This window comes from Neoaquamicrobium sediminum (genome assembly GCF_013240295.1).
GTDB classification, from domain to species: Bacteria; Pseudomonadota; Alphaproteobacteria; order Rhizobiales; family Rhizobiaceae; genus Aerobium; species Aerobium sediminum.
On record NZ_JABETK010000002.1, the window covers coordinates 551810 to 572051 of the forward strand.

10 protein-coding genes and 4 pseudogenes are annotated in these 20242 nt (G+C 64.3%); 8 read left to right on the plus strand and 6 right to left on the minus strand.

What is annotated here, in order from left to right:
* Window positions 1–30 precede the first annotated feature (30 nt).
* On the minus strand, window positions 31–1419 hold the full coding sequence (locus HK436_RS14510; RefSeq protein WP_173190860.1) for a M48 family metalloprotease: 1389 nt from the start codon (window positions 1417–1419) through the stop codon (window positions 31–33).
* A gap of 124 nt (window positions 1420–1543) precedes the next feature.
* On the opposite strand from HK436_RS14510, the gene HK436_RS14515 reads away from it, so the two are divergent.
* On the plus strand, window positions 1544–2689 hold the full coding sequence (locus HK436_RS14515) for a pyridoxal phosphate-dependent aminotransferase (protein WP_173193483.1): 1146 nt from the start codon (window positions 1544–1546) through the stop codon (window positions 2687–2689).
* A gap of 56 nt (window positions 2690–2745) precedes the next feature.
* On the opposite strand, the pseudogene HK436_RS14520 reads toward HK436_RS14515, so the two are convergent.
* Window positions 2746–5578, minus strand: a pseudogene (locus tag HK436_RS14520) (Rne/Rng family ribonuclease).
* A 611-nt stretch (window positions 5579–6189) separates the two neighbouring features.
* Between HK436_RS14520 and HK436_RS33025 the strand changes: the two are divergent.
* From HK436_RS33025 to prfB, 4 genes and pseudogenes are all read left to right on the plus strand, one after another.
* The gene (locus HK436_RS33025; protein WP_312860612.1) at window positions 6190–6744 is read left to right on the plus strand and encodes an AMIN domain-containing protein; all 555 of its coding nucleotides are present in this window, start codon (window positions 6190–6192) and stop codon (window positions 6742–6744) included.
* Window positions 6668–7446, plus strand: a pseudogene (locus HK436_RS14525) (N-acetylmuramoyl-L-alanine amidase family protein). Before HK436_RS33025 ends, HK436_RS14525 begins: the two are co-directional and overlap by 77 nt.
* A gap of 203 nt (window positions 7447–7649) precedes the next feature.
* On the plus strand, window positions 7650–10118 hold the full coding sequence (locus HK436_RS14530; protein WP_173190862.1) for a penicillin-binding protein 1A: 2469 nt from the start codon (window positions 7650–7652) through the stop codon (window positions 10116–10118).
* Between the two features lie 227 nt (window positions 10119–10345).
* A protein-coding gene (gene prfB / locus HK436_RS14535) for a peptide chain release factor 2 (RefSeq protein WP_173190864.1) occupies window positions 10346–11480 on the plus strand; the annotation gives its coding sequence in 2 pieces (ribosomal slippage) (window positions 10346–10411 and window positions 10413–11480; 1134 coding nt in all).
* 15 nt (window positions 11481–11495) lie between these two features.
* On the opposite strand, the pseudogene HK436_RS14540 reads toward prfB, so the two are convergent.
* A pseudogene (locus HK436_RS14540) lies at window positions 11496–12748 on the minus strand (M23 family metallopeptidase).
* A gap of 309 nt (window positions 12749–13057) precedes the next feature.
* A complete protein-coding gene (locus tag HK436_RS14545) occupies window positions 13058–13531 on the minus strand; it encodes a peroxiredoxin (protein WP_173190865.1) in 474 nt (157 codons plus the stop codon).
* A 254-nt stretch (window positions 13532–13785) separates the two neighbouring features.
* On the opposite strand from HK436_RS14545, the gene HK436_RS14550 reads away from it, so the two are divergent.
* Window positions 13786–15807: a DUF3971 domain-containing protein gene (locus HK436_RS14550; RefSeq protein ID WP_173190867.1), complete on the plus strand. Its 2022-nt coding sequence runs from the start codon at window positions 13786–13788 to the stop codon at window positions 15805–15807.
* A complete protein-coding gene (locus HK436_RS14555) occupies window positions 15716–16954 on the plus strand; it encodes an AsmA family protein (protein WP_173190869.1) in 1239 nt (412 codons plus the stop codon). Before HK436_RS14550 ends, HK436_RS14555 begins: the two co-directional genes overlap by 92 nt.
* Window positions 16955–16969: 15 nt before the next feature.
* Here HK436_RS14555 and tyrS read toward each other — a convergent pair.
* A pseudogene (tyrS, locus tag HK436_RS14560) lies at window positions 16970–18225 on the minus strand (tyrosine--tRNA ligase).
* A 104-nt stretch (window positions 18226–18329) separates the two neighbouring features.
* Here tyrS and HK436_RS14565 point away from each other — a divergent pair.
* Window positions 18330–19442 carry an anhydro-N-acetylmuramic acid kinase gene (locus HK436_RS14565; protein ID WP_173190871.1) on the plus strand — a complete coding sequence of 371 codons (1113 nt, stop codon included), beginning with the start codon at window positions 18330–18332 and terminating at the stop codon, window positions 19440–19442.
* An 8-nt stretch (window positions 19443–19450) separates the two neighbouring features.
* Here the strand turns inward: HK436_RS14565 and radC are convergent, their stop codons facing one another.
* Window positions 19451–20209, minus strand: coding sequence for a RadC family protein (radC, locus tag HK436_RS14570; protein WP_173190873.1), 759 nt, complete (start codon window positions 20207–20209; stop codon window positions 19451–19453).
* Window positions 20210–20242 lie beyond the last annotated feature (33 nt).

Here is a 20242-nt window from a genome sequence, read left to right on the forward strand (position 1 = left end):
TCTTCGTCCTTGTTGCTCAGTTGGCGGACCCTAGCGGCCCACCGGTCTGTAGTTGATGATGTCCTGCGCCCGAAGCCAGCCCGGCGAACCGTTTGGCATCTTCTGCTGCGCCCGCGCGGCAAAGATCTTCGCGTCGCGGTAGTTGCCGGAATAGAAATGACCGTCCGCGGTGGCCAGTTCAGCCTGCGGCACGTCGCCGAGCTGGCCGTATGCCTGGGCAAGGTACCGATAGCCGGCGGCGTATTCGCGGTCGCGCGAAAGACCAGCCTGCAGCTCGTTGACGGCCTTGCGCAGGTCTTCCTGCTTGCCGGTCGCCATCAGCGCCTGTCCGTAGCCGATCTGGATGATACCCGACCTGTGCGGGTCGAGCCGCATCGCTGTGGCAAAGGATGTCGCAGCTTCCGCCGGCCTGCCGGCCTTCATCAGGATTTCGCCGCGCATCTCGTGGAAGTACGGGTTCTTGGGCGCCGCGCGCACGAGCGTGTCGATCTTGCTGACGGCGGCTCGCGCGTTGCCTGAAAGGAAAGTGCCGATCGCATCGGCGTAGATCGCGGGCACCCCGCCCGGATTGTCGCGGAAGAGACGGCCAGCCGCGGCATGCCCCTGTGTGAAGGCTGCGATCTTCGCGCGCACCATGTCGTGGCGCTGCTGCAGTGCCGGCGGGTCCTTGCGGTCGAAATGGCGGCTTGCACGCGCCAGCGTCTCGAGGTTGGCGATGCGCTCGCGCGGAACCGGGTGGCTGAGCTGGTAGGGGTCGACCCGCACGCCGGCGAGCGTCATGGAATCCGCCAGCCGCTCGAAGGTCGCCAGCATGCCCTTGGCCGACTGTCCGGTGCGTTCGAGATAGGTGATCGCGGACCGATCGGCGGTGGCTTCCTCGGTGCGCTGGTAGCTGAGCACGGAGCGCCGAGCCGCCTCCATGCCGCCCGTGAAGATGCCGGCTGCCGATTGGCCGAGCCCACGGGCGCCAGACGCGGAACCGGCGACCGCCGCACCGACTCCAAGGACAGTTGCCACGACCGCCAGCGTCTGCGCGCGGGCAAGCTGTTCACGCAGGCGCTGCTGGTGGCCGCCAGCGATATGGCCGGCCTCGTGGGCAAGCACCCCGATCACCTCGTTCGGCGTTTGCGACATCAGCAGCGTGCCGGTGTTGATGAAGATGCGGCGGCCGGTAACGAACGCATTGAACGATGGGTCGTTGACCAGCACGATCTCGATGCCGGAACGGCCGAGCCCGGCCGCCTCGAGCACAGGCCGCGCATATTCGCGCACCAGTGCCTCGATCTCCGCATCGCGCACCAGCGAGATGTTGCGCGCCTGGGCAAATGCCGGCGGTGGCGCAGGCAGGATCATCGGCGCTGCCAAGGCAGCGGCCGCGAGCAGGCGAACGGCGAATGCGCGTGAAAGAAGCGACGACATGGCAACCACAGGTAACCGACCTCGCATTCGGTGAAAAGGCGAGGCGAATGAAATCATGAACTTGTGATCCCTGTACTTTCCGGCAATTGTGCGGCGCATTCAGCCTGCCAGAAAAGGAGCCATGATGGTCGTCGCCATTTCCAGACGCAGCGAGGTCGAGCCGTTCCACGCGATGGACGTGCTGGCCGAGGCCAACAGGCTCAGGGCGCAAGGGCATCCGGTCGTCTCCCTGGCGGTCGGACAGCCGTCGGATCCCGCGCCGGCGGTGGTTCGCCAGGCGGCTGCCGATGCGATCGCGGCTGGCAAGATCGGCTATACCGATTCGCTGGGATTGCCAGCGCTGCGCGAGGCGATCGCAGCACATTATGCGGACCACTACGGCATCGAGGTGCCGGCCGCGCGCATTGCGGTGACCACCGGCTCGTCCGCAGGCTTCAATCTCGCCTTTCTCGCGATGTTCGATCCGGGCGACCGCGTCGCGATCACCGCGCCCGGCTATCCGGCCTACCGCAACGTGCTCACGGCGCTTGGGCTGGAGGTCGTCGAGATCAGGCTCGACGGGGAGGGCGCGCTCACGGCGGACCATCTCGAACGGGCGCATCGCGAAAAGCCGCTGAAGGGCGTCTTGTTTGCGAGCCCCGCTAATCCGACGGGTGCGGTGATTCCGCCTGAAACCTTGCGGGGCATCGTCGAAGCCGCACGCGCCATGGGCATCGCGGTGATCTCGGACGAAATCTATCACCGCCTGGCTTATACAGCGCCCGATGCGACGGCGCTGGCCTTCGGCGACGACGTGACGGTCATCAACTCCTTTTCCAAGTATTATTGCATGACCGGCTGGCGCATCGGCTGGATGGTGCTGCCCGAGGCTCTCGTGCGGCCTGTCGAGCGCGTGGCGCAAAGCCTCTACATTTCCGCGCCTGAGATTTCCCAGGCTGCCGCGATCCGCGCCTTCGAGGCGGGCGCCGAACTGGACAGGGTCAAGGAGCGCTATCGCGTCAACCGCGCTTTGCTGGCCGACGCGCTGCCGCAGATCGGCCTGCCGCTGGCTGCCCCGATGGATGGCGCGTTCTATGCCTATTGCGACGTGTCGCGCCACAGCAATGACAGCATGGATTTTGCGCAGCGCTTGCTGAAGGAATGCCATGTCGCGGCCACGCCGGGGCTCGACTTCGACCTTGCCGAAGGGCACCGCTTCCTGCGCCTGTCGTATGCCGGCAGCGAAGCCGAGATTTCGACCGCGATCGAGCGGCTGCGCGCCTGGCTCTAAAGAAGAAGCCGGCGCAAGCGCCGGCTTCTCAGGTGCGTGTCAGATGAGGCGAGGGATCAGAAGAAGCCCTTGCGCTGCCACCAGCCGCCTTTGCGCGGCTTGGTTTCGTCATTTGCGGGCGTCGACGACGTGACCACCGGCTCGGCAGGTTTCGTCTCCACCTTGGCTACGACCGGCATTTCGCGGGCGCCACCGGCTCGGAAGGTGCTTCCGGCGCGGTTTCGGCAACGACTTCGCTTGCCGCCTCCTCAGCCACTGCCTCGGCGGCAGCAGCCTTGCGGCGGGGCGCGCGTTTCGCCTTCGGCTTGGCTGGCTTTTCCGCCGCCGCTTCGGCTCCCTCGTCGGTCGTCGGCGCTGCAAGATCGGCTGCCGCATCGGCGACTTCCGGTTCTTCGGCCTTTGCCTTCTTCGAAGTGCGGCGCGGCGCCTTCTTTTTCGGCTTCTCGGCTGCCTCAGCCTCGGCGACTGGCACAGCCGGTGCCGCGGCTTCCACGGCGTCCATCGCTGCCTGATCGGCCATCTCGGGCGCTACGTCGGCGGGGGCTTCGGCTTCCGTTGCCGCCGACACCGCGTCGTCTCCAGCCTCGGCTGCAGCCTCGTCGTCGCGACGGTTACGCTTGCCGCCACGCTTGCCGCGCCGGCGCTTCTTGGACTGGCCCTCGCCATCGGCGTCGGCCTGAACGGTCTGCTCGGCCGCACCCTCGTTGTCCGTGTCGGCCTCATCCGCCTGTTCAGCAGCGCCGCCGGTATCCGCGGCTTCACCTTCAGCATTGTCACCGGCAGCTTCCGCATTGCGATCGCGGTCACGACCGCCGCGCCGCCGCCTGCGCCGCTTGCGCTTGCGCTGGCCTTCGCCGTTTTCGTCCTGGTTCCGCTGCTCCGCGGGTGCGGCGGCTTCCGCCTCTTCTTCCTCGTCAACGACATCGATGATGTCGTCCTCAGGCTCTTCGGGATACACGACTGGTGCCGGCGGCGTGAAGCCTGCGGGCCGTTCGGCCGGCGCACCCTTGATGATCGCATAATGCTGCGACCGCACGCCTTCGTCCGCCTCCACCGAGATCGTCAGCCCGAAACGGAGCTCCAGCTCGGTCAGGGTCGAACGCTTGTGGTTCAGCACGTAGATGGCCGTCGAGGTTGGCGTGCGCACCGTGATGTGATTGCGCAGATCCTTGAGCAGGAATTCCTCGATGGCGCGCACCACATGAAGCGCAACCGAGGATTCGGAGCGCACATGGCCGGCGCCGCCACAATGCGGGCAGGGCTGCATGGTCGATTCGAGCACCGAAGCGCGGATGCGCTGCCGAGACATTTCGAGCAGGCCGAAATGCGAGATGCGGCCGACCTGGATGCGCGCGCGGTCGTTCTTCAGGTGATCCTTGAGGCGCTTTTCGACCGCACGATTGTTGCGGTTCTCTTCCATGTCGATGAAGTCGATCACGATCAGGCCGGCGAGGTCGCGCAGGCGAAGCTGACGCGCGACTTCCTCGGCCGCTTCCAGATTGGTCTGGAGCGCCGTATCCTCGATCGAGTGCTCCTTGGTCGAGCGCCCGGAGTTGACGTCGATCGCGACCAGCGCCTCCGTCTGGTTGATGATGATGTAGCCGCCGGATTTCAGCGTCACCTGCGGCTGCAGCATCTTGTCGAGCTGCCCTTCGATCCCGTTGCGCGCGAAGATCGGCGAGGTGTCGCGGTAAGGCTGCACGACCTTCGCGTGGCTCGGCATCAGCATGCGCATGAAGTCCTTGGCCTCGCGATAGCCGTCTTCGCCGGCGACCAGGATTTCGTCGATGTCCTTGTTGTAGAGGTCGCGCACCGAACGCTTGATGAGCGAGCCTTCCTCGTAGACGAGGGCCGGCGCCGAAGACGAAAGCGTCAGCGTGCGCACATTGTCCCACAGCCGCATCAGATATTCGTAGTCGCGCTTGATCTCGGCCTTGGTGCGGCTTTCGCCGGCCGTGCGCAGGATGACGCCCATGCCCTGAGGCACGTCGAGATCCTTGACCACGTCCTTCAGGCGCTTGCGGTCCTGCGCGTTGGTGATCTTGCGGGAGATGCCGCCGCCGCGCGCCGTGTTGGGCATCAGCACCGAATAGCGGCCGGCCAGCGACAGGTACGTGGTGAGCGCCGCGCCCTTGTTGCCGCGCTCTTCCTTGACCACTTGCACCAGCAGGATCTGCCGGCGCTTGATGACTTCCTGGATCTTGTACTGGCGGCGGCTGGGCCGGCGACGTTCGCGGATTTCCTCCAGCGCGTCCTCTGCACCAACCGACTCGACTTCGCCGTCATCGTTGTTGCCGCCATTGCTGGCGTGATCGTCGTCGGCGTTGTTGTTGCGGTCGTCGCTTTCGACGTCTTCCGAGACTGAGTCGGCCTCGACGGCCTCGGCGATGGCACGAGGCGTATCGTCGTTGCCGCTCTCCTCGCGCTCCGCTCCGTTTTCCTCGGCAGTCTCGTCATCCGACGACGATCGTCGGCCTGATTCTCGCCGTCGTCGGAAGCTTTACGCTCGTCGGTGGCGCGCCCGCGGTGGCGCCCACCACGACGACGGCGGCGATTGCGACCGCGCTCCTCGTTTTCGTCCTCGTCGTCCTCGGACTCAGCTTCCTCGGCCTCGGCGCGCAGCAGCGCCTGCCGGTCGGCCATCGGAATCTGATAGTAGTCGGGATGGATTTCGGAGAAGGCCAGGAAACCGTGCCGGTTGCCGCCATACTCGACGAAAGCAGCCTGCAGCGACGGCTCCACCCGCGTCACGCGGGCCAGATAGATATTTCCCTTGAGCTGCTTCTTGTCCTGGGACTCGAAATCGAATTCTTCGATGCGGTTACCGCGAACGACGACAACCCGCGTTTCCTCCGGGTGGGAGGCATCTATAAGCATTTTGTTGGGCATTATGTCTTGTCTCCCCGGCGCGGGCAGACGACGGCAACCGCGAAAACACGCGGCTCCTTTGCGACGTTCTGGGGGACGCGCCGGACAATAGTGTGTCCGCATAGCGCATCCGTAGCCGACCATCCGCTCCGGCCGCGGCCGGGACGGCGCGGTTTCTTCCGGGCTGGAACATGGTCAGGCTTTCGATCATCGCGTTACATGCGGAACCATTTTTGAACCAAGGTCCGACAGGACGGACCAGCTAATGTGCTCGTACAGAGCCGACAGGGCGCACAGCCCCGCCGTTTTCCTCACGCCAGGGGGCCCGCGTCACCGGACCCACCCTGCAGAAAAAATCCTTCGGAAACGCTGCGCCGGGACCGGTCGGGCCTTGTAAGCCGCCAAAATGCCGTTGCTGCCAAAGCAAGGGTGGGCGGCAGGCTGGAACGATCACGAGCATTGCAGTGATCCAAGCCCGCTTTTATGATTTGCGGCAGGTCATGGCAACCCCGATTTCGCAGCCCGATTCGTATCCGAGTATCGGGGCTTGCGGGCTAAAGGGTTGCTTAACCATACGCCGCTACCAATCGTTAAGATTACGAATTCCGGGCCTTCAGGAAGCACAGGACTCAATGCAGCCGCAGCCTTATCGATCAGCATTCGAAGGCAGGCGCAGCCGGCTCGCTGCAGGTTTTTGCGCATGGCTGTTGCTTGTCGTGGCTATGCTGTGCGCGGCTTCCGGCGCATCGGCGGACGAAGTGCTTCAGGCGCACGGCTACAAGATGGCCGGCGATGCCGCGCGCACGCGCATCGTTGCACATTTCGACCGCGAGCCGGAAATGCGCTGGTTTCTGCTGCGCAGCCCGCATCGCATGGTGATCGACCTGCCTGAGGCTGGTTTCGCCTTCGACGACGCGGAACTGGAGCCGCGCGGGTTGGTCACCGAGGTTCGCTACGGCAACCTCGATGAAGGACGCTCCCGCATCATCCTCTCGTTCGACGGGCCTTTCGCCGTCGAACGGATGGACATCCTCGAAAACGAGATCGAATCACGGTTTCCGCCTCGTTGCAGATATCGTCGCGGGCTCCGAGAAGGCCTTCGAAACGGCGATGGCCGAACAGATCGAGGCAACCGGTTCCACTCAGGTTACACCCAAAGGCGACCGGGTCGGCCATGCCGGCAATGAAGGCCCGCGGCCGTTCCGGATCGTCATCGACGCTGGCCATGGTGGCATCGACACCGGTGCGAAGGGTGTCACCGGCACGCTGGAAAAGACCATAACGCTCGCATTTGCGCTCGAACTGCAGAAGGCGCTCCGCGATCTGGGCGAGTACGACGTCTTTCTAACCCGCGACCGTGACCTGTTTCTCCGTCTCGACGAGCGCGTTCGCATCGCGCGCCAGCACGAAGCCGACCTTCTGATCTCGATCCATGCAGACGCGATCCGGCTGAAGGGCGTTCGGGGGCAACCGTTTACACCGTGGCCGACAAGGCATCCGACGCCGAGGCTGCCGCCAAGGCGATCCGAGAGAACCTGGCCGACGAGGTTGCAGGCATCACCGTCGAGGAAGAGAGCCAGGAAGTGGCCGACATCCTCGCCGATCTTATTCGGCGCGAAACGCAGAGCTTTTCGATCCGTTTCGCCCGCTCGCTGGTTGGGGAACTGTCATCGTCGATCCAGATGATCAACAAGAACCCGCACCGCTTCGCCGGCTTCCGGGTGCTTCGTGCACCGGATGTGCCTTCGGTGCTGCTCGAGCTTGGCTATCTGTCCAATCCGGACGACGAAAAGCTGCTGCGCGATCCCGATTGGCGCGCCAAGGCCGTCTCGAGCATCTCCTCTGCGATAGGCCTTTTCGAGTCCGCGCGGCAGGGAGCTGGCGGGTGAGACCGCTGCGCGGCCGGTTTCACATTCGTTGCAACGACACAACACACTGTGATTTAATCGAAGAATCGCGCAAATGCGCTTCCCAGCCGCCGCAATTTCCCCACAAGGGGGAATAAGAAGGGGGCGAACGGAGCGGAGCGCGACTTCACCCCGCAGGGCGTGGCGATGGCGTAGTACCCTTCGATCCGCAGACTGGAGTGGGCATGATACGTCTTATCGGATATTTCTTCGGCGTCGGCGTCGCACTTGCGCTCGTGGCAGCGGCGGGTGTGGCGATCTATATCGGCGCTGTCACCAAGGACTTGCCCGACTACGAAGTGCTTGCGCGCTACGAGCCGCCGGTGACGACGCGCGTTCATGCCTCCGATGGTGCGTTGATGGGTGAGTTCGCTCGCGAGCGCCGCCTCTATTTGCCGATCCAGGCAGTGCCCGACCGCGTCAAGGCAGCCTTCCTCTCGGCCGAAGACAAGAATTTCTACTCGCACCCGGGTGTCGACATCACCGGCCTGGTACGGGCCGTTGTCACGAACGTGCAGAATGTCGGCTCGGGCCGCAGGCCGGTCGGCGCGTCGACGATCACGCAGCAGGTCGCGAAGAACTTCCTGCTGGATTCGAGCGTGACCTACGACCGCAAGATCCGCGAGATGATCCTGTCGTTCCGCATCGAGCAGGCTTACTCCAAGGACCGCATCCTCGAACTCTATCTCAACGAGATTTTCTTCGGCCTCGGCGCCTATGGCATCGCAGGCGCCGCGCTGACCTATTTCGACAAGTCGGTCAACGAACTCACCGTCGCCGAATCCGCGTATCTCGCAGCGCTGCCCAAGGGGCCGTCCAACTATCATCCGTTCCGTAACACCGAGCGGGCGATCGAGCGCCGCAACTGGGTCATCGACCAGATGGTCGCCAACGGCTACGTCGAACCCGACGAGGCTGAAAAGGCGAAGGCATCGTCGCTGGGCGTGACGCCGCGTCGCGGTGGCACCTATCTCTTCGCCGGCGAATACTTCACCGAAGAGGTGCGCCGCGCGATCATCTCGCGCTACGGCGAGGACGCGCTTTATGAGGGCGGGCTGTCGGTCCGCACGACGCTCGATCCGAAAATGCAGGTCGTGGCGCGCAAGGCGTTGCAGAACGGCCTGATCAAATACGATACGCTGCGCGGCTATCGTGGCCCTGTGACCTCCATCGACGTTTCGGGCGACTGGGGCGTGCCGCTCGGGGAGGTCGAGCGCCTTTCGGACGTGCCCGAGTGGCGGCTAGCCGTGGTGCTGGCCTCGTCCGATCAGGGCCTTGATGTCGGCCTCCAGCCCTCCCGCGAGGCATCGGGCGCGCTGAGCGATGAGCGTGAAACGGTTTCCGTCTCCAAGGACAACATGAGCTGGGCACTGCGCTACACCGCAGACGGCAAACGCCTGAAGGCCGACTCGCCGGCCGAGGTGCTCAAGCCCGGCGACGTCGTCTTCGTCGAAAAGATGGAAGCCGGCGGTGAGGACGCGGAATCCGGCTGGATCCTCCGTCAGATTCCGGAGGTGTCCGGCGGTATGGTGGCGATGGATCCCCATACCGGCCGCGTGCTGGCCATGGTCGGTGGCTTCTCCTACGCGCAGTCCGAATTCAACCGGGCAACACAGGCCTATCGCCAGCCCGGTTCGTCCTTCAAGCCGTTCGTCTATGCCGCCGCGCTCGACAATGGCTACACGCCGGCCTCGGTGGTTCTCGACGCGCCGATCTCGATCCGCATCGGCAATGAGGTCTGGGAGCCGAAAAACTATGGCGGCGGCTCTGCCGGTCCGTCGACGCTTCGCGCCGGCATCGAGCGTTCGCGCAACCTGATGACGGTGCGGCTTGCCAACGACATGGGCATGAACCTGGTCGCCGAATATGCCGAGCGCTTCGGCGTCTACGACAAGATGCTTCCGGTGCTGGCCATGTCGCTGGGCTCGGGCGAGACCACCGTGATGCGCATGGTCTCGGCCTATTCGATCATGGCCAATGGCGGCAAGCACATCGTTCCCTCGCTGATCGACCGCATCCAGGACCGCTATGGCAAGACTGTGTTCAAGCACGACCAGCGCGAGTGCGAGGGCTGCAACGCCACGGCATGGGATGGCCAGGCAGAGCCCGAGCTGGTCGACAATGCCGATCAGGTTCTCGACCCGATGACCGCCTACCAGATCACCTCCATGATGGAGGGCGTGGTGCAGCGCGGTACGGCAACGACCATCGCCGAGCTCGGCTACCCGATCGCCGGCAAGACCGGCACCACGAACGACGAAAAGGACGCCTGGTTCGTAGGCTATACGCCGGATCTCGTGGTCGGCGTCTATATGGGCTACGACCAGCCCCGCCACATGGGCAAGGGCTCGACAGGCGGCGGGCTTGCGGCTCCGATCTTCAAGGAATTCATGGCCGATGTGCTGAAGGACACGCGTCCGGTCGATTTCCGCGTGCCTGAGGGCATGAAGATGATCGCCGTCGATCGCAAGAGCGGCATGCGTGCTTCGGAAGGAGCGAGCGGCGCGATCATGGAAGCCTTCAAGCCGGGCACCGGCCCTGCCGACAGCTACTGGGTCATCGGCATGGACGATTTCCAGGCCGCCGAGCGCGCCCGTGAGCTTTCGCCACAGGCGAGCGAAGCGATCAGTTCCGGCGGCGGCGGCCTTTACTGAACCGTCCGGGCGGGCTCGGAGGTCCGGCCCGCTGGCGGCTGAAGACGGCCCCGTGCGGGAAGACCGTGTCCGGTGTCTTGCCGCGATGCCCCGGGCTCTCGGGACCAGCTTGAACGACGTGCTCGCCGTGGCTGCCTCAGGGCAGCCGGGCGCTCTTTACAGCCGTGAGCGCGGTCCCTATGGTCCGCGCCGATTCAGATAGAAGAACAACAGGATCACACGCGGCAATGCGCGCAGAAACCGAATATCTTGTCGACGAAATCAAGCAGGCCATAACCCTGCTGAGGAGGCATCTTTGACTGGGATCAGGCCGTAAAACGACTTGATTACCTGAATATGCGCGCCGAGGACGCCGATCTCTGGAACGATCCTCAGGAAGCGCAGAAGTTGATGCGCGAGCGCCAGATGCTGGATGACGGCATCAAGGGCATCACAGGTCTCACCCAGTCGCTCAACGACAATGTCGAGCTGATCGCTCTTGGCGAGGAGGAGGGCGACCAGTCCGTGATCTCCGAAGCCGAGGCTGCCATCCGCGCCTTGCGCGGCGAGGTGCAGGCACGCCAGATCGAGACGCTTCTGTCGGGCGAAGCCGATTCCAACGACACCTATCTCGAAGTCCACGCAGGCGCCGGCGGCACCGAAAGCCAGGACTGGGCCAACATGCTCTTGCGCATGTACACCCGCTGGGCCGAGCGGCGCGGCTTCAAGGTGGAGGTGCTGGAAGTCCATGACGGCGAGGAAGCGGGCATCAAGTCTGCCACCGTGCTCATCAAGGGCCACAATGCCTATGGCTGGCTGAAGACGGAATCGGGCGTGCACCGGCTGGTGCGCATTTCGCCATACGATTCCAACGCACGGCGGCACACATCTTTTGCGAGCTGCTGGGTCTATCCCGTCATCGACGACACGATCCAGATCGACGTGTCGGAGTCCGATGTGCGTATCGACACCTATCGCGCTTCGGGCGCGGGCGGCCAGCACGTCAACACGACGGATTCGGCGGTTCGCATCACGCACCTTGCGACCGGCATCGTGGTTGCCTGTCAGGCCGAGCGCTCGCAGCACAACAAGAACCGCGCCAAAGCTTGGGAGATGCTGCGTTCACGCCTTTACGAGGACGAGCTCAAGAAGCGCGAAGCCGTCGCCAACGCCACCGAAGCCTCTAAGACCGACATTGGCTGGGGCCATCAGATCCGCTCCTATGTTCTGCAGCCCTACCAGCTCGTGAAAGACCTGCGCACCGGTGTCGAAAGCACCAGCCCGCAGGACGTGTTGGACGGCGACCTCGACGAATTCATGGAAGCGGCACTGTCACAGCGCATCGAGGGTGCAAGCGGCGAGCCGGTCGAGGACATCGACTGAGGCTCGGCCTGTGGGCTAAAGCAGGTTGCTGACCTTCTTGCCCGCCTTGAGAAACCGCAACGGGTCGATCGCGTCCCCGTTGCGGCGAACCTCGTAGTGAAGATGCGGACCGGTCGAACGACCGCTTGATCCGACCTCGCCGACGACGTCACCGGTTTCTACCGTCTGGCCCTTTTGACACGGAGCTTGCTCATATGCGCATAGCGTGTAGTCAGCCCGTTGCCGTGGTCGATCTCGACCATTCTGCCATATCCACCGTTCCAGCCGGACTTGACCACCGTGCCGGCGCCCGCACTGCGGATGTCTGTGCCGGACGGCGCACGAAAATCGATGCCGGCATGCATCGCAGGGCGCCTGATGATCGGGTCGCGCCTCACGCCGAAGCTGCTCGAAACGGGCCGGCCCGGCACGGGATTGTGGATCGGCATCTCGCGCGCCAGCGCCTTTACGGCCTCCAGCTTGCTCAACGCCTCGTCGAGTTCACGCACACGTGCCTCGAACTGGATGCCGGCCTCGACCGGCAGCAGCGGCCCGCCGACGGCCTCGTCACTGGTATCGACTTCGACAGGCAGACCGGCCGCCTCCAGCGCTCCGGCGATTTCGTCCGCGGCCAGGAACGCGGTTTCGGTGGCGTTACCTATACCGTCGATCTGTTCCGACTCGATCGCACGCAGCGACCGGTTGATCGAGACGAATAGGCGGTCGGCCCTGTCGGCGGCGCTCTCGTAGCCCTGGCTCACCGGCTTTGTCGACCAGAACGAACTGGCCGAGCTGTCGGCGATGACCACCGGCGCCTTCTCGTTCAACGCCCGCAATTCGGGCTTGGTGGAGGGCAGGGGCGCGGTTTCCGGCAGTTTGCCGCCGGTGCCGTTCACGCGCTCGAGGATCGGCCCGATGCGTCCATGGCGCTGGGTGAGCTGGGATTGGCGGGCGAGCAGTTCCGAGACTTTGCTTTCGACAAGCTGCTGGTCGAGAATCTGCCGGCTCGTGATGCGGTCGACCTGCGCGCGCAGGGCCGAGATGCGGTCCTCATAGGCCTGCTGCATGCGGGCCTGCCGCGCAGCCGTGGCGCCAAGTAGATCGTCGCGCAACACCAGATACGATGTGGCAAGCAGATAGCCGACCGCCATGGCCGCCACGGTGGACCCGATAAAGGCGGCAAGCCACGGCCTCACGACGAAGTGTCGTATATGGTCGCCTCGGGCGATGATTACGGTGTGCGGTTCTTTACGTCTGCCGAAGACCGAAGTCTGCCGATTCTCTTTCACGGACACATACCCAACGGTAGGAGGATCGTGTGTCGCATTACACCTTGTTAGGGTTAACAAAGCTTTGCTAGCCGGCATCCCACAGCTGAAACGGAAACGCCCCGGCGGGGCCGGGGCGTTGAAATCAGACTCTGTGACCCTTCTCGGCGCGAGGCGCCATCAAAAGAAGAAGAGCCAAAGCAGAATGATGATGGGGATAGGAATACCGATCATCCAAAGCAAAAGACCGCGCAGCATGTTCATCTCCATGATAGGGAATTACTCGCTTCACGAAGAGAACGGTACGCGGCCGTTTTCGTTCCCTGGAGTTTAAGTGGCAAGCTCGCGTGCCGCTTGGAGCACTTCCGAGGCGTGGTCCCGTACCTTGACCTTGTTCCATATGCAGGCGATGCGCCCCTCGCGATCGATCAGCAGCGTCGTGCGTTCCACGCCCATATATTTGCGGCCGTACATCGACTTCTCGACCCACACGCCATAGGCCTCGAGTGCAGCACGCTCCTCGTCCGCTGCAAGCGTTACGGTCAACGCGTGCTTTGCCTTGAACTTGTCGTGCTTTTTGGCGCTGTCGGGAGAAATGCCGATCAGGGCGACGCCGAGCGCATCGAATTGCGGCTTGAGCCCGCTGAAGTCTATCGCTTCCGTGGTGCAGGCCGTTGTGTCGTCCTTCGGGTAGAAGAACAGCACCACAATGTCGCCGCGATGGGCGGCTAGCGACACACGCGTTCCGCCATCGCCGGGAAGATCGAAGTTCGGTGCCGGGTCGCCGACCTTGATGTTTGTCATGCCCTCACTCTTGTTTGTGGTTACGCCGGTAGGCTGACGGGTATAGTGGTTTCGGCAGATTCGTCCAACGTAGGAAACAGGCTCGGCGGCGTGCATCACGAGGCACCTCCTCATGAAAAATCCGTTTTCGCCGCGGCGACATAACGAGTCTCGACCAGTTCCCCTCTGCTCAACCGCTGCCAACGACGCCACCCTGGCTACGTATATGCCGTCGCGGCGCCAGGATCGCGCTTGCCGCCACGATGGCGATAGCCTTGATCGTGGCTGTCGGGGCCGTGACACTGTTTTCGGGCCTCGGAGACGAAAGGCTGCGACTTCAGGCGCAGCAGGCCGTTTCCACCCTGGCGGGCGAGGACTTCAACGCCGAGATCGGTAGGGTCGGCATTTCGTTTGCCGGGTTGAAGCTGATAGGGCTGAGCGTGGAAAACGCGCGGCTCACGGCTTCGGCCGATGGCCGGGAAGTCATGCAGATCGGCTCGGCGCGCTTCGGCCTGCGCCTGCTGCCTTTGCTCCGAGGCCAGATCGAGCTTTCCAGCGCAAGGCTTGCCGACGCGCGGATAAACCCCGCCGCAATACGCGTGGAGGGCGGGGGCCAGCAATTACCGGTCTTCGACGACAAGGGCCTACTCGACACGGACGCTGCCCTGGCCCAGCTTTTCGGCGGCGCCAGACGGCTTATCGGCCTGTTTGATCGGGAGGATATCGACGGCATAGAGCTCTCCGACATCCAGATAGCGCTTGGTGATGACGACAACGCCCTGCTGCTCGTCCGAAGTGCCAGCCTTGAAGGTGATGCGCACGGTGCTCTTGCTCTCGCCGGCGAGCTCGAATTCCGTGATCGCGTGTCCACGGTGGAAGGGCAGGCGGCGTTGGACGCGGATGGCCAGACGATAAAGACGCTTGCCGTCCAGCTCACATCCCCCTTGCCGGATGGCGGCGAAGCCACAGCCAAGCTGTCGGGCTCCGAGTCGGCGGCCGGCGAACGGCTGGACATCGACGGGCGCGTTGCCGCGCTTACCATACCTTTCGGGCAGGACGGTTCTTTCATTGCCGATGTCGATGTTGCCGCGAGCATGGCGCGTGGAACCGCGAAGGTTGAAATCGAAAGGCTGGACATTGCCAGCGGTCGTTCGTTCTGGCGGTTCAACGGCGCGGTTGGCCCCAACCCGGCCTCCACGCATCCGACCTATCGCTTCGAACTTGTCAGCGACGGTTCCGCCGTCGCGCCGGAAGGCTCCCCGGAGCCGGCACTGCCCGTCGTTGCCCGTCTTGCCGGTTTGTGGGACCCGGAAGCCCGCCGCCTCAGCGTCGACGAGATGGGTGTCAGGTCTTCCCAAGGGGAGGTGGAAGGCCGCGCTGCCGCGATATTCGAACGGGGAAAGAGCCCCGGCCTTGAAATGGCTCTGGACGTCCGCGACATGCCCGTCGGCCAGGTCAAGCAGCTCTGGCCATGGTTTGCCGCGGGCGGCGCGCGCAACTGGGTATTGTCCAACATCTACGGCGGCCACGTCGAGACAGGGCGACTGGACCTCACGACGCCGCCTGGCCGTATCGGCAACGGCGTGCCGTTCGGCGCCAGGGAAGTCTCCGGCAGCTTCTCGATCAGAGGCACACGCTTCGACGTGGCCGGGCGGATTCCACCCGTGCGCGACGGCGTCGGCGCGGTATCGTTTCGCGGCTCAGATGTCGACATCTCGTTGGCAAGCGGCACCGTCTTCATGGCGGGTGGGCGCACCGTCAATGCCAGCAACGGCGAACTGACCGTGCGCGAAGCGCATGTGACGCCCGTGATCGGCAAGCTGCGCATCGACGTGGAGGGTGACGCGGGAAGCGTCCTCCAGCTTGCCAGCTACGATCCCATCAACGTCGGGCGTTTCATCGACCTGAAACCCGCGGATCTTTCCGGGTCCGTCAAAGGCACGGTGATCGCGGATATTCCCCTGCAACGCTCAATTCCCGTGGAAAGCCTCGATTGGAGGGTCGATCTCGACTACGAGAATCTATCGCTTGCCGAACCCTTTGACGGACAGACGATCACAGCCGCCAACGGAAACATCACCGTCGATCCGAGCAAGGCCGTGATCGACGCGCAGGCGCGCATGAACGGGTCACCGGCCACGCTCAAGCTCGTCGAGCCTCTGGGCGCGAAGCCCCATCGGGCGTGCGCGCAACATCGCACTCAAGATGGACGATGCCGCCCGCGAGGCCATCGCGCCGGGCCTCGACGTCTTGCTGTCGGGCGTGACCGAGGTCGAACTCGACGACGGATCGTCTGAAAGCCGTGGCATAAAGGCGAGCCTGCGGGACGCCACACTCACGATACCGTGGGCCGGGTGGAGTAAGGGCAAGGGCGTGCCCGCCACTGTTGCCTTCTCGCTGGCCACGGACGGCAACCGTGTAGACCTGCGCGATTTCAGTCTCTCGGGCGAAACGTTCAGCGCCAGTGGCGCGCTGTCCTTCACCGGCGGAGAAGTTGCGAGCGTGCGCTTGCCCAAGGCCCGGCTCAATCGCGGCGACGACTTCTCCTTCGATATGAAGGCGCAGGGCAAGGGCTACGCGATCACCGTGCGCGGCAAGAGCATCGACGCCCGCTCGGTCGTGAAGCTTTACGCCAAGGATTCCACTGGTGGCACGTCGCAGGGCGGCGCCGCGCCGGTCACGCTCGACCTTGAGGTGGACCGCGTCGTCGGCTTCCACGGCGAGGCGCTCAGCAATGTGAAGCTGAAATACAGCGGCACCGGCGCGCGCACCGACAGGCTCGAATTCTCCGGAACAACCGCCAGCGGCAGACAGGTGACATTCCGCGACGGGCGCCAGGGTGAGGCCCGCAACGTCGTCATGAATTCGGCCGACGCCGGCGCGCTGCTGCGTTTCCTTGACATATACGAACACATGGAAGGCGGAACGATCGCCATGTCGCTTGCAGGCGCCGGCAACGGGCCGCTGCGCGGGCAGGTCGATGCACGCGACTTCTGGATCGTCGACGAGCCGCGCCTGGGGTCGCTTGTCTCGAGCGCGCCGGCCAACGACGGACGCTCGCTCAATCAAGCGGTGCGCGGCGAGATCGACACGTCGCGCGTGCAGTTCGAGCGCGGCTTCTCGATGATCGAGAAGGGACAGGGATTCCTGAACCTGCAGCAGGGCGTGGTGCGCGGCCCGCAGATCGGCTCGACCTTCCAGGGCAGTTTCTACGATGCAGCGGGCAACATGGACATGACGGGCACGTTCATGCCCGCCTATGGCCTCAACCGGATTTTCGGCGAAATTCCGATCATCGGCCAGATCCTTGGCAACGGCCGCGACCGTGGCCTGATCGGCATCACCTTCAGGCTCGCCGGAAAAGCCGGCGAGCCGCAGCTTCAGGTCAACCCGCTATCCGTCATCGCGCCGGGCATCTTCCGCTCGGTGTTCGAATACCGGTGAGCGTCGGGCTGGACCCTAAGCGGGCCTGACGAGGATGTGCTTCTTGCGGCCCAGCGAGAGTTTGATGACGCCTTCCGAAGTGAGGTCTCCAGCGCCCAGTACGCGCTTTTCGTCCGTAACCTGCTCGTCATTGACGCGCACCGCGCCGCCCTGCACATGCCGGCGCGCCTCGCCGTTGGAACCGGCAAGCCCGGCTTTCACGAAAAGCGCAAGCACGCCGATGCCCCCCCCTCAATCTCGGCCTGGTCGACCTCCACGGTCGGCAGGCTCTCGGCCAGTGCGCCTTCCTCGAAGGTCTTGCGAGCCGTCTCGGATGCCTGGTCGGCCGCCTCGCGTCCGTGCAGCATGGCGGTGACCTCGGTGGCCAGCACCTTCTTGGCGTCGTTGATTTCAGAGCCGCCGAGCGCCGCAAGCCGCGCGATCTCGTCCATCGGCAGGATCGTGAACAGCTTGAGGAAGCGCTCCACGTCGGCATCCTCGGTATTGCGCCAGTACTGCCAGAACTCGTAGGGCGACAGCAGGTCGGCATTCAGCCATACGGCGCCGGAAGCCGATTTGCCCATCTTGGCACCGGACGACGTGGTCAGCAGCGGCGAGGTCAGGGCATAAAGCTGCGGCGTTCCCATGCGGTGGCCGAGATCGATGCCGTTGATGATGTTGCCCCACTGGTCCGAGCCGCCCATCTGAAGCCGCGTGCCGTAGCGCTTGTTCAGCTCCACGAAATCGTAGGCCTGAAGGATCATGTAGTTGAATTCGAGGAAAGACAGCGACTGCTCGCGGTCGAGGCGCGTCTTCACGCTGTCGAACGAAAGCATGCGGTTGACCGAGAAGTGCCGGCCGACATCCCGCAGGAATTCGAGATAGTTGAGCGGGCGCAGCCACTCGGCATTGTTGATCATCAGCGCCGCGTTGCTGTCGCGATCATAGTCGAGGTAGCGCGAGAAACAGGCCTTGAGCGAGGTGATGTTGTCCTCGATCATCTCGACCGTCATCAGCTTGCGGGCTTCCTCCTTGAAAGAAGGATCGCCGACCATGCCTGTGCCGCCGCCCATCAGCGAGATAGGCCGGTGGCCCGTCTGCTGAAACCAGTGCAGCATCATGGTCTGCGTGAGATGCCCGACATGCAGGCTCGACGCCGTCGGGTCGTAGCCGATATAGGCCGTCACGGTTTCCTTGGCGAGGAGGTCGTCGAGACCGGTTTCATCCGAGATCTGGTGGATGAAGCCGCGTTCTGACAGCGTGCGCAGGAAGTCGGACTTGAAGGCGGACATGATCGTGCTTTCCATGGAACATATTTGGCCCGCACTGCGAATGGCGCGGGAACCCGCGCGGCTTTAGCATCAAGCATGCGAGAATCACAAGAACGGCGGCGGAAATGACGCTGACATGCGCGATCGGCCTGATGAGCGGCACATCGATGGACGGTACCGACCTTGCCGTTGTTACCACGGACGGGCGCGGCGACGTGCGGCGCGGCCCTGCGGGCTTCGTCGCCTACGAAGCGGCCTTCCGCCATCGTATCGAAACCGCGCTGGGTGAGGCCAGGGGTATTTCCGCACGCGAGGAGCGGCCGGGAGACCTTGCGGCGCTGGAGCGTGAGATCACGCTGCGCCACGCGGATGCGGTAAAGCGATTCCTGGCAGAGCACGGCGACATCGCCCCTCAACTGATCGGCTTTCATGGTCAGACGGTACTGCACAGGCCGGAGAAGGCCCTGACGGTGCAGCTCGGCGACGGCGCTTTGCTCGCGCGCGAAACGGGCTTGCCTGTGGTCCACGACATGCGCGCCAACGATATGGTGCATGGCGGGCAGGGCGCACCGCTCGTGCCGGCCTACCATGCCGCGCTCGCCGCTTCGCTGCTGCAGGACCTGCAGCGATTTCCGGTGGCGTTCGTCAATATCGGCGGGATTTCCAATGTCACCTTCGTGCCCGCCGCCGGCGATCCCGTCGCCTTCGACAGCGGGCCCGGCAACGCCTTGATCGACCAATGGGTGTCGGGCGAGGGCGGCGTGCCGTTCGACGCCGACGGCATGATCGCCAGCGAGGGCGGCGTGATACGCCCCGTCGTCGACCGTTACATGCAAAGCCCGTTCTTCGAGCGCGCCGCGCCCAAATCGCTCGACCGCAACGATTTCACGCTCGATCTCGCCGCCGGCCTGGAACTCGCCGATGGCGCGCGCACGCTGGCAGCCGTCTCGGCCGAGGCGATCCTGGCGGCCGCCGCACACATGCCGGCCCGGCCGAAGCTCTGGATCGTCTGCGGCGGCGGGCGGCGCAACCCCCACATCGTTGCGGATCTGCGCGCCGGCGTGCCGGCCGGGGTCGAGGTTCTTTCGGCCGAGGATACCGGTCTCGACGGTGACGCCATGGAGGCGGAGGCCTGGGCCTATCTTGCCGTCCGCGCGTTGAACGGCCTGCCCCTGACCTTCCCGACAACGACGGGCTGCCGGGAGCCGGTAACGGGCGGCGTGCTTAGCCTTCCCTGATCTGCGATCTAGATGAGCTGCATGCCCTTCAGGCTCGCATGGCCGTTGCGGCCCACAATGATGTGGTCGTGAACGATCACGCCGAGCGGCTTTCCGGTCTCAATGATCGTCTTCGTCATCTCGATGTCGGCGCGCGAGGGTGTGGGATCGCCGGACGGATGGTTGTGAACAAGGATGATCGCCGTGGCCGAGAGTTCGAGTGCGCGGCGCATGACCTCGCGCGGATAGACCGGCGTGTGGTCCACCGTGCCCGACGACTGCTGCACCTCGTCGGCGATCAGGACGTTCTTCTTGTCGAGAAACAGGATGCGGAACTGCTCGCGTGGCTCGAACGCCATCGCCGCGCGGCAATAGTCGATCACTTGCGCCCATGAGCCGAGCACGGGCCGGCGGCCGATCGCGCCCCTGGCCATGCGGCTCGAAGCGGCGGCAATCGTCTTGATGTCGAGCGCGACAGCATCGCCCACACCCTCCACCTCGCGCAGCAAATGTTCAGGCGCGCCAAGCACTTCCGCGAACGAGCCGAATCGATTGATGAGCGTCTTGGCGAGCCCCTTGGTGTCTGCGCGGGGGATCGACCGGAAGAGCAGCAGTTCCAGCAACTCGTAGTCGGACAGCGCGCCGGCGCCCGCTTCCCGGAAGCGGGTTCTCAGCCTTTCGCGATGTCCGAGATAATGCGGTTTCTCCGCCGCAGCTTTCGCCGCGCGTGGCGCAGGTAGCGCTCGTTCCGCGAAGAAGCCGCGTTCGTCGCCATCGTCACCCTGCATGTTCAACTTTCCCCACCCCAGCTCAGGGCACAG